Source organism: Microbacterium sp. 69-7 (genome assembly GCF_001897985.1).
GTDB lineage: Bacteria > Actinomycetota > Actinomycetes > Actinomycetales > Microbacteriaceae > Microbacterium > Microbacterium laevaniformans.
Map to the genome: position 1 here is coordinate 1 of NZ_MKRU01000027.1, position 9,585 is coordinate 9,585.

13 protein-coding genes and 1 tRNA gene are annotated in these 9,585 nt (G+C 68.6%); 11 read left to right on the forward strand and 3 right to left on the reverse strand.

The genetic code is table 11. The features are described from left to right. The 11 genes from BGN98_RS02765 to BGN98_RS02815 form a co-directional block, all read left to right on the forward strand. Positions 1–79: bL21 family ribosomal protein (locus BGN98_RS02765; protein ID WP_288119446.1), on the forward strand; the 79-nt coding region annotated here is incomplete at its 5' end. An 18-nt stretch (positions 80–97) separates the two neighbouring features. Further along, entirely contained in the window at positions 98–355 is a 258-nt protein-coding gene (gene rpmA / locus BGN98_RS02770) for a 50S ribosomal protein L27 (protein ID WP_005053492.1), read from the forward strand. 104 nt (positions 356–459) lie between these two features. Next, positions 460–1,980 (forward strand): GTPase ObgE, encoded by a 1,521-nt coding sequence (gene obgE / locus BGN98_RS02775; RefSeq protein ID WP_204947207.1) that lies wholly within the window; start codon positions 460–462, stop codon positions 1,978–1,980. Continuing rightward, positions 1,977–2,810, forward strand: coding sequence for a glutamate 5-kinase (gene proB / locus BGN98_RS02780; RefSeq protein ID WP_036318567.1), 834 nt, complete (start codon positions 1,977–1,979; stop codon positions 2,808–2,810). Before obgE ends, proB begins: the two co-directional genes overlap by 4 nt. 49 nt (positions 2,811–2,859) lie before the next feature. Continuing rightward, positions 2,860–4,131 carry a glutamate-5-semialdehyde dehydrogenase gene (locus BGN98_RS02785; RefSeq protein ID WP_288119429.1) on the forward strand — a complete coding sequence of 424 codons (1,272 nt, stop codon included), beginning with the start codon at positions 2,860–2,862 and terminating at the stop codon, positions 4,129–4,131. 40 nt (positions 4,132–4,171) lie between these two features. Next, positions 4,172–4,399: a hypothetical protein gene (locus BGN98_RS02790; RefSeq protein ID WP_039416779.1), complete on the forward strand. Its 228-nt coding sequence runs from the start codon at positions 4,172–4,174 to the stop codon at positions 4,397–4,399. A 9-nt stretch (positions 4,400–4,408) separates the two neighbouring features. Further along, positions 4,409–5,011: a nicotinate-nucleotide adenylyltransferase gene (gene nadD, locus BGN98_RS02795; RefSeq protein WP_061683211.1), complete on the forward strand. Its 603-nt coding sequence runs from the start codon at positions 4,409–4,411 to the stop codon at positions 5,009–5,011. Then, complete coding sequence (locus BGN98_RS02800) at positions 5,008–5,922, forward strand: hypothetical protein (protein ID WP_288119432.1); 915 nt, start codon at positions 5,008–5,010, stop codon at positions 5,920–5,922. The genes nadD and BGN98_RS02800 overlap by 4 nt, the downstream gene beginning before the upstream one ends. Further along, positions 5,919–6,296 (forward strand): ribosome silencing factor, encoded by a 378-nt coding sequence (gene rsfS / locus BGN98_RS02805; RefSeq protein WP_288119434.1) that lies wholly within the window; start codon positions 5,919–5,921, stop codon positions 6,294–6,296. The genes BGN98_RS02800 and rsfS overlap by 4 nt, the downstream gene beginning before the upstream one ends. 72 nt (positions 6,297–6,368) lie before the next feature. Continuing rightward, positions 6,369–6,444: transfer RNA gene (locus tag BGN98_RS02810), tRNA-Ala, on the forward strand. 179 nt (positions 6,445–6,623) lie between these two features. Next, positions 6,624–7,094 carry a PTS sugar transporter subunit IIA gene (locus BGN98_RS02815; RefSeq protein WP_036285508.1) on the forward strand — a complete coding sequence of 157 codons (471 nt, stop codon included), beginning with the start codon at positions 6,624–6,626 and terminating at the stop codon, positions 7,092–7,094. Between the two features lie 59 nt (positions 7,095–7,153). Here BGN98_RS02815 and BGN98_RS02820 read toward each other — a convergent pair whose 3' ends face one another. The 3 genes from BGN98_RS02820 to BGN98_RS02830 all read right to left on the reverse strand — a co-directional run. Then, positions 7,154–7,864, reverse strand: a complete 711-nt coding sequence (locus tag BGN98_RS02820; protein WP_036285510.1) for an SOS response-associated peptidase — start codon at positions 7,862–7,864, stop codon at positions 7,154–7,156. A 9-nt stretch (positions 7,865–7,873) separates the two neighbouring features. After that, positions 7,874–8,935 carry an App1 family protein phosphatidate phosphatase gene (locus BGN98_RS02825; RefSeq protein ID WP_288119437.1) on the reverse strand — a complete coding sequence of 354 codons (1,062 nt, stop codon included), beginning with the start codon at positions 8,933–8,935 and terminating at the stop codon, positions 7,874–7,876. A gap of 4 nt (positions 8,936–8,939) precedes the next feature. Beyond that, positions 8,940–9,585 (reverse strand): DedA family protein (locus BGN98_RS02830; RefSeq protein ID WP_288119439.1); only part of this gene is annotated, 646 nt, incomplete at its 5' end.

Here is a 9,585-nt window from a genome sequence, read left to right on the forward strand (position 1 = left end):
CAAGAACAAGACCGGCTACAAGAAGCGCCAGGGCCACCGTCAGGACCTCACGCGCGTCAAGATCACCGGCATCAAGTAAGCGGAAGAGGCAGACGAGATGGCACACAAGAAGGGCGCAAGCTCTACCCGTAACGGTCGTGACTCCAACGCCCAGCGACTGGGCGTGAAGCGTTTCGGCGGCCAGGCCGTCAGCGCGGGCGAGATCCTCGTTCGCCAGCGCGGTACGCACTTCCACCCGGGCGCCAACGTCGGCCGCGGCGGAGACGACACGCTGTTCGCCCTCGCCGCCGGTGCGGTCGAGTTCGGCACGAAGGGCGGCCGCAAGGTCGTCAACATCGTCGCCGCGGCGGAGTGACCGCGCGTTCGACCACGAACATGAGGTGAGGGGCGGGCTTCGGCTCGCCCCTCCTTCGTTACATCCCCTTTCCTCCTTCCCCACCTTTCCGTCAGGAGACCGACATGGTGACCTTCGTCGATCGAGTGACGCTCCATCTGCGCGCCGGCAAAGGCGGTAACGGCTGTGTGTCCGTGCGCCGCGAGAAGTTCAAGCCGCTCGCCGGCCCCGATGGTGGCAACGGAGGCCACGGAGGCGATATCGTCCTCGTCGCCGACCCGCAGGTGACGACGCTGCTGTCGTACCACCACTCGCCGCACCGGTCCGCCGGAAACGGCGGGTTCGGCATGGGCGACAACCGCTCCGGCGCCGCGGGCGAAAGCCTGGAGCTCGCCGTTCCGGTCGGCACCGTGGTGAAGGATGCCGACGGGGAAACGCTCGCGGATCTCGTCGTCCCCGGCACCCGCTTCGTCGTCGCCCCCGGCGGTCAGGGCGGGCTCGGCAATGCCGCTCTTGCGAACCCCAAGCGCAAAGCGCCCGGCTTCGCACTGCTCGGTACGCCCGGGTGGGAGGGTGACGTCCTCCTCGAGTTGAAGACGGTCGCCGATGTCGCCCTCGTCGGCTTCCCCTCCGCCGGCAAGTCCAGCCTCATCGCGGCGATCTCCGCAGCACGCCCCAAGATCGCCGACTACCCGTTCACGACGCTGCATCCGAACCTGGGCGTCGTGCAGGCCGGCGACACGCGCTTCACCGTAGCCGACGTACCCGGACTCATCGAGGGCGCGAGCGAGGGCAAGGGGCTGGGACTCGAGTTCCTGCGCCATGTCGAGCGCTGCACCGCACTCGTGCACGTCCTCGACTGCGCGACCCTGGAACCCGGTCGTGACCCGCTGAGCGATCTCGACGTGATCCGCGAGGAACTCGCGAACTATCCGGTTCCCGAGGGACAGACGCCGCTGCTCGATCGCCCGCAGCTCGTGGCTCTGAACAAGGTCGACGTGCCCGAGGCCAAGGATCTCGCCGACTTGGTGCGCCCCGATCTGGAAGAGCGCGGCTACCGGGTGTTCGAGATCTCGACGGTCAGCCACGAGGGTCTGCGACAGCTGACGTTCGCGCTGGGCGACATCATCGCGCAGCATCGCGTGCAGGTGGCGGAGGCCCCTGCAGCGGAGCGCATCGTGATCCGCCCCAAGGGCGCGCAGAAGGACTTCGAGATCCGCGTCGAGGGCGGGACCTACGGAAACGTCTATCGCATCCTCGGCGACAAGCCGCTGCGGTGGGTACAGCAGACAGATTTCCAGAACGAAGAAGCGGTCGGCTTCCTCGCAGATCGCCTCGAGAAGCTGGGCGTCGAGGACGAGCTGTTCCGCGTGGGGGCCGTCGCGGGCTCGACGGTCGTGATCGGGCCGGGCGACGGCATCGTGTTCGACTGGCATCCGTCGCTCTCGTCGGCCGCCGAACTGATGACGGCTCCGCGCGGCACCGACCCCCGTCTCGACCTGAACCCGCGCCGCACCACATCACAGCGACGCGAGCGCTATCACGAGCGGATGGACGCCAAGGCGGAAGCCCGGGCGGAACTCGAGGCCGAGCGCCTCGGGGTGCCGGACTTCTCCTTCGACGGAGAGGATGACGAGCAAGCGTGAGCGTGCACGATCGGTCCGGCATCGCGGGGGCGCGTCGCGTCGTCGTGAAGGTGGGCTCCTCTTCCATCAGCGGCGACAACCATCACCGCATCGAATCGATCGTCGACGCACTCGCGGCCGCACACGCCCGCGGCACGCAGGTCGTGCTGGTCTCCTCCGGCGCGATCGCCACGGCGCTGCCTCTGCTCAACCTCGACGGCCGGCCCTCCGATCTCGCGACCCAGCAGGCGGCGGCCGCGGTCGGTCAGAACGTGCTCATGTGGCGCTATCAGACCACGCTGGAGCGATACGGGCTTCTCGCCGGCCAAGTGCTGCTGACGGCCGGCGACCTCGAGAACGCCGCACACCGCGCCAATGCCCGCCGCGCAGTGGATCGGCTGCTGGGTCTGGGTGTTCTGCCCATCGTCAACGAGAACGACACCGTCGCGACGCACGAGATCCGCTTCGGCGACAACGATCGCCTCGCCGCCCTCGTGGCCGAGCTGATCGGGGCCGATGCGCTCATCCTTCTCAGCGACATCGCATCGCTGTACACCCGTCCGCCGTCCGAGCCCGGCGCCGAAGCGATCCACACGGTGCCCTACGGCGACGACCTCAGTCGCTTCGAGTTCGGATCGGTCGTCGTCAACAGCGTGGGCACCGGGGGAGCGGCCACCAAGGCATCCGCGGCACGCCTGGCCGCGGCATCCGGCATCGGCGTGCTCGTCACCAGTGCCGACCTCGTCGAGCAGGCACTGTCGGGCGACGACATCGGCACCTGGTTTGCTCCGAACCCCGAAACGCCGCCGCGCGTGGGCACCACGCCGTTGCCCACGGTGAGCTCGGTCTGACCCCGCCGCCCACGTCGGAGGCCGGGGCACCGCTCGGTAGAATGAGCGGATGACCACCGTCTCCGTCGACGCGCCCACCGCCGCACGTCACCGCATCGAACGTGCGCACGAGGCGGCGCGCGGCGTGGGACTGCTGACCGATGCGCAGAAGGCCGAGGCGCTGCGCGCGATCGCGGACGCGATCGAGGCAGCCACCGACGACATCGTCTCGGCGAACACCGTCGATCTCGAGCGCGGAGAGCGCGAAGGCCTGTCCGACGGCCTCCGCGACCGCCTTCGCCTCGACCGCGCGCGGGTTGCGGCCCTCGCCGCTGCCGTGCGCGACGTCGCCGAGCTGCCCGACCCGGTCGGCCGCGTGCTGGACGAGCGCACGCTGAGCAACGGTGTGCGCCTGCAGAAGGTCTCGGTGCCGTTCGGCGTCGTCGGCTCGATCTACGAGGCCCGCCCGAACGTCACCGTGGACATCGCCGCGTTGGCGCTGCGTTCCGGCAACGCCGTCGTCCTGCGCGGTGGCACGGCGGCGCAGGCGACGAACGCCGCACTCGTGTCCGCCATGCGCGATGCCTTGGCGGGCCGAGGGATCGACCCCGAAGCGATTCAGACCGTCGACGACTTCGGCCGCGAGGGCGCGCACGCACTGATGCAGGCACGCGGTCTCGTGGACGTGCTGGTCCCGCGCGGCAGCGCGCAGCTCATCGAGACCGTCGTCACGCAGTCAGCCGTCCCGGTGATCGAGACCGGTGCCGGTGTGGTCCACATCGTCCTGGACTCGTCGGCTCCGCTCGAATGGGCCGAGCAGATCGTCGTGAACGCCAAGGCTCAGCGGCCGAGCGTCTGCAACGCAGTGGAGACGGTTCTCGTCCTGCGTGACGCTGCCGAGCGGCTGGTGCCTCCGGTGGCCGCCGCGCTGCAGGAGGCCGGGGTCACCGTCCACGGCGACGAGACCGTGCGCGAGCTCGTCGTGGACGCCGTGGCAGCGACGGACGCCGATTGGTCGACCGAGCACATGAGCCTCGACCTCTCGATGCGCGTCGTGGACGACCTCGACGAGGCACTGGCCCATATCCGTCGCTACTCGACCCATCACACGGAATCGATCGTGACGACGGATGAGGCCCGAGCAGAGCGGTTCCTCGCCGAAGTCGACTCCGCCGTGGTGATGGCGAACGCGTCGACGCGCTTCACCGACGGCGGCGAGTTCGGCTTCGGCGCCGAAGTCGGGATTTCGACACAGAAGCTGCACGCCCGAGGGCCGATGGGCCTTCCCGAGCTCACCAGCACCAAGTGGCTGGCGCGTGGGTCCGGGCAGATCCGTATCTGACGGCCTAAACTGAACAGACCCGACTTTCGAAGGAGTCCGAATGACCCTCGCCACGACCCTCGCCCTCGCTGCGGCGCAGGCAGAGCCTCACGGCAACGTCCAGGCCCAGACGTTCATCTTCGGCCTGATCGCGTTCATCGTGTTCCTGGCGCTGGGACTGGTCACGGTGTCCTACCGCAACGTGGCGAACCGTCACTCGCACAAGGCCGAGGCCTACGCCAAGGCGCACCCCGTCGACCAGGCGCAGGTGGGACACGGCCACCACTAGGACGCCGGCATGACCTCGATACGCGCCCCCCGCATCGGGGTCATGGGTGGAACCTTCGACCCGATCCACCACGGACACCTCGTGGCGGCGAGCGAAGTCGCTCAGTCGTTCGACCTGGACGAGGTGATCTTCGTTCCGACCGGCATGCCGTGGCAGAAGGACAAGGAGAAGGTCACCGCCGGTGAGCATCGGTATCTGATGACCGTCATCGCGACGGCATCCAATCCGCAGTTCACGGTCAGCCGCGTCGACATCGATCGCGCCGGACCCACGTACACGATCGACACCTTGCGCGATCTGAAGAGCACACGTCCCGACGCGGAGCTCTTCTTCATCACGGGAGCCGATGCGATCGCCCAGATCCTCGGATGGCGCGATCATGATGATCTCTGGGACCTGGCCCACTTCGTGGCGGTGTCCCGGCCGGGACATGTCCTGTCCACCGAGGGCCTTCCCGAGGACGTCGTCAGCAGACTCGAGATCCCCGCCCTGGCGATCTCGTCCACCGACTGCCGTGAGCGGGTGAACCGAGGCCACCCGGTGTGGTACCTCGTCCCCGACGGCGTCGTCCAATACATTGCGAAGCACCACCTTTACCGGAGCGAGGCATGAGCACACCCGACCAGCCCGATACTCCCCAGCTGACCCGCCGTCAGTTGCGCGAGATGCGCAACACCGCCTCGACGCCGGTGATCACCCCCGCGGATGCCGAGAAGGCAGAACGTCCGGCCGAACCGGCCCCTCCCGTCGTTGCTCCGCTGCCGCGCGCGGCCGAACCCGTCGAGGTGGCCGAGGCACCGCCCGCGGTGGCAGATGTCGACGTCGAAGCGCCGTCGTTCACGCGCCGCGCCGCGCGCCGCCAGGAGCGGCTGCGGACGGCCTCGGTGCCGGTCGCCGACGAGACACCAGCCCCCACCGCGACCAGTTCCGAGACAGGTTCCGAGGCCCGCCCAGAAGACGTCGCCCCGGCGGATGCCATGGCGGAGAACGCCCCCGAGATCGCACAGGACGAGGAACGTCCCGTGGTCGCGCCGACGTTCGGTTCAGGTCTCCTTGCCGGCGAGAGCGTGGAGATCGACCTCCCGGCATCCTTCGATCAGCTCTTGACGCGCGGCAGCACCGCCACGGGGGCACTGTCGGCGCCCAATGCGCTGATCCTGTCGCAGACACCGGAGACCGGTGCGCTCGTCTCGCCGATCACGGGCACAGGAGAAGTCCTCATCACCGGGACGTTCTCGCTTCCCGAGTCGTTCGGGTCGACCGGCACCATGCCGGGTCGCGCCGACAACAAGGAGACGGACGCCGTCCTCGTCGACGGCGAACTGCCCGCCTCCTCTTCACCCACCCCGATCGCGGCCAGTTCCGCGATCAGCACGATCAAGAGTGCCGAAGACATCATCAAACCGCCCGCGCCCGAGAAGGGGAGCCGGCTGATGCTGGCCCTCGTCATCACCGCGGGGGCGCTGGCGCTGGCCTTGACCGGCGTGCTGATCGTGGCCCTCGTGACAGGAGCATTCCGATGACCGCCGCCGACACCACCCGCACCCTCGTCAACGTCGCCGCGGCGGCGGCCGAGAGCAAGGGCGCCGAGGACCTGCTCGCCTTCGACGTCTCCGAGCCTCTGCCGCTGGTGGACGCCTTCCTCCTCGCCACCGGATCCAGCGAGCGCAACGTGGCCGCCATCGCCGACGCGATCGAAGAGGCGATGCTCGAGAACGGTGTCAAGCGTCTTCGCCGCGAAGGCCGCCACGAGTCGCGGTGGGTGCTCCTCGACTTCGGCGACCTCGTCGTCCACGTCTTCCACGAGCAGGAGCGTGTCTTCTACGGACTCGAGCGGCTCTGGAAGGACTGCCCGATCATCCCGGTCGAGCTGCCCGCACCCGCCGTCGCGGACTGAGTCGTGTTCGTCGCACCCCTCGGCATGTAGTAAGCTTGAGGGGTTGCCGCGGAGCGGTGACAAACTGAAAATGGGCCTGTGGCGCAGCTGGTAGCGCACCTGCATGGCATGCAGGGGGTCAGGGGTTCGAGTCCCCTCAGGTCCACCAAGAACCCCCGGGTCACCCCCGGGGGTTTCGCGTTTTCGGCGGAGATTCGCCGATTCCTGAGTGAATGCTGTGCGTTTGGCCTGATCGGGGGTAGCGTCCCATGCGTGGCTCGCGCGACATCATCGATGTCGACAACTGCGCCACACGTCTACGGATGGAGATCGCCGACCCCTCGGGGTGTGGGCGGCGCCGCGATCGCCGCGGGTGCTGCTGCCGAGCAGCGGCTGGATTCGTCGGTTCCGCCGGCGGTCCTGCAGCTTCGTCAACCGGTGGCGGGCCGCGTGCTCGCACTTTCCGAGGTTCCGGATGCGATGTTCACCCAAGGAACGATGGGCCCGGGCCTCGCGATCGACCCCACCGGAGACACCATCGTCGCGCCGGCCGGTGGCACCATCGCATCGGTCTTCCCGACGGGACATGCGATCGGCCTCGCCCTCGCGGACGGAACGGAGCTTCTGATCCACGTCGGCATCGACACGGTCGACATGAAGGGCGACGGCTTCGAGACGCTCGTGACAGCGGGGGACACCGTCGAGGCCGGTACGCCGCTCCTTCGCTTCGACGCGGAGAAGATCCGCCGCGCGGGGCACCCCGCGATCACTCCGGTGATCGTGCTCAACAACGAGGATGCGACGATCGAGTTCGCGTAGGGATCGAACGATCCTGCCGGATACGGCGGGTCGGACCTTCGGGTCCGTCCCGCCGTCCGTCACGAGAGCGGCGCGATCAGCTGCGGGCCGTTGTTGCGCACGTTGCCGACGGCGCGATCAACCTCTCGCATCAGCATCCCGTCCACCAGGGCCGGGGCAGCGTCGATCGTCGCGTCCAGCAGATCGCCGACGTTCTCCGTGGTGGGGTCGAGCCACACATCGGCGTAGTCCGCGTCGATGAACAGCGGCATGCGGTCGTGAATCGAGCCGAGCTGACCCACGGCATCCCTTGTCATGATCGTGAAGCTCAGCACCCATCGTGAGGGGTCGTCCGCGGCCTTCGCGGGGTCTTTCCACCACTCGTAGAGACCGGCGAAGAACAGCGGCTCGTCGTCAGACGGGTGGATGTAGTACGGCGTCTTCACGCCGCCTTCGGTCTTCCACTCGTAATAGCCGGATGCCGGGATGACGGCTCGCCGCGCGATCAGCGCCTGCCGGAACATCGGCTTGTTCTCGACCTCTTCGGCGCGTGCGTTGATCGCCTTCGCACCGATGCCCACATCCTTTGCCCACCCGGGGATCAGACCCCAGCGCGCCGCCTCCAGGCGACGCGTCGGGGGCTCGGTCTTCGCGGAGTCGAGCACGATCGCCACGCGGTCGGTCGGCGCCACGTTGAACGAGGGCTGGGGAAGATCATCTCCGACGACATCCACTCTCAGCACACCGACGAGCTCGGAGCCGGAACTGCCCACGACGAATCGACCGCACATGCGGCCAGCCTACGCGGGGCCTCCGACGCCGTCGGCCGTGCCGCCCACGACACCGATCTCAGCCAGCCTGTCGAGAAGGGCGGCGCCGTCGTCCCCTGTCACCCACGGCACCGTGGCGGCGGTGTGATCGTCCACGGCCGTGCGTCCTCCGGCCAGCACCGCCTCCGCCGGCGAGAGCCGACGGATCGCGACGGCCGTGACGTGCTCGGGGTGCGCGCCCGTGAAAGCCGTGTACAGGGCATCGTCGTGTTGCCCGTCGTCACCGATCAGCACCCATTTCACTTGGGGGAACTCGCGCGCGAGGCGTCGGAGGTTCTCCTCCTTGTGTGCCCGGCCGCTGCGGAACCACCGGTCGTGCGTGGGTCCCCAGTCGGTCAACAGCAGTGCGCCGGGCGGAAAGAGGTGACGACGGAGAAAGCGCTGGAGCGTCGGAGCCACGTTCCACGCGCCGGTGGAGAGGTAGACCATGGGCGCGCCCGGGTGCTCGCGCACGAGACGCTCGAGCAGCACGGCCATGCCGGGCACCGGCTGGCGGGCGTGCTCGTTCACGACGAAGGAGTTCCACGCCGCGATGAGCGGCCGAGGCAGGGCCGTCACCATGACGGTGTCATCGACGTCGGAGACGATGCCGAAGCGGACATCGGAGCCCACGACGAACACGCGCGTCTCGAACGGCTCCGACCCCTCGACGGTCATCGACAGGGGCTGCCATCCCGGCTGCAGTCGGGCCGGCAGCACGGCATCGATGACGCCACCGCGATCGGCGATCACCTCGTGTGTGACGCCGTCCACGCTCACCGTCACGGTCGCATAACCGACGGGAACGGCAGCGAAGCTGCGCCAACCACGGACGCCGCCGTCGTCGCCACGTCGACGACGCGCGCGGACGGGAGGGACGATCAGCACACGCCCGAGGACACGAACCCAGTCCTCCCCGCCGTAACCGGGGTACGCAGACACACTGGCGCGCAGCCCACGGGCGCGGGCCCGACGTTCTCGCCACGCATGGAACCGGTACTCCAGTCGGGCGATCCAGAGCACCTTCACGCGCGGTGCGGGTTCGGCGGCCATCGTTTCAGTCTCCCATGCCGTCCGTGCGCTTCGTGCCGGGAGCCTCGTCGTCCAGTCGCATATGGCGCGCCTCGCGTGCCACGATCACGCGCTTGGCGACGTAGGCGAGAAAGAGGAAGACGATGATCGCCCCGACGAAGAAGTACCCCGCGGTGTGCAGACGGTCGGCCAACTCTCGGTAGGTGCCCGCCGCCGCTGCCGCCACGCTCACGTAGGCCACGGCCCACACCGTGCAGGCCGGCGCGGTCCACGCGAGGAAGCGGCGATAGGAGAACCCGCTCATCCCCACCGTCAAAGGCACGAGGGAATGCAGAACCGGCAGAAAGCGGGAGAGAAAGATGGCCGGTCCGCCGCGCCGTCGCAGGTAGAGCTCGGCGCGAGTCCAGTTGTCTTCGCCGATCCGACGTCCGAGACGCGAAAAGCGGATGCGGGGGCCGAGCCACCGACCGAGCCAGAATCCGACGCTCTCTCCGATGAGTGCACCCACGATCACGACCACAATGAGCACGACGGCTTCGGCGACCGATCCGACGGCCGTGGCAGCGACGATGACGACGGTGTCTCCGGGCACGATCAGGCCGACCAGAACGCTCGTCTCCAGCATGATGGCGACGCCCGCGAGCACCGTGCGCAGGACGGGATCCACACTC

Bases quoted from the DNA above. Each gene is read 5' to 3' on its own strand.
- rpmA (WP_005053492.1), top strand. From the start codon at position 98: ATGGCACACAAGAAGGGCGCAAGCTCTACCCGTAACGGTCGTGACTCC.
- obgE (WP_204947207.1), top strand. From the start codon at position 460: ATGGTGACCTTCGTCGATCGAGTGACGCTCCATCTGCGCGCCGGCAAA.
- BGN98_RS02785 (WP_288119429.1), top strand. From the start codon at position 2,860: ATGACCACCGTCTCCGTCGACGCGCCCACCGCCGCACGTCACCGCATC.
- BGN98_RS02790 (WP_039416779.1), top strand. From the start codon at position 4,172: ATGACCCTCGCCACGACCCTCGCCCTCGCTGCGGCGCAGGCAGAGCCT.
- nadD (WP_061683211.1), top strand. From the start codon at position 4,409: ATGACCTCGATACGCGCCCCCCGCATCGGGGTCATGGGTGGAACCTTC.
- BGN98_RS02800 (WP_288119432.1), top strand. From the start codon at position 5,008: ATGAGCACACCCGACCAGCCCGATACTCCCCAGCTGACCCGCCGTCAG.
- rsfS (WP_288119434.1), top strand. From the start codon at position 5,919: ATGACCGCCGCCGACACCACCCGCACCCTCGTCAACGTCGCCGCGGCG.
- BGN98_RS02820 (WP_036285510.1), bottom strand. From the start codon at position 7,864: ATGTGCGGTCGATTCGTCGTGGGCAGTTCCGGCTCCGAGCTCGTCGGT.
- BGN98_RS02825 (WP_288119437.1), bottom strand. From the start codon at position 8,935: ATGGCCGCCGAACCCGCACCGCGCGTGAAGGTGCTCTGGATCGCCCGA.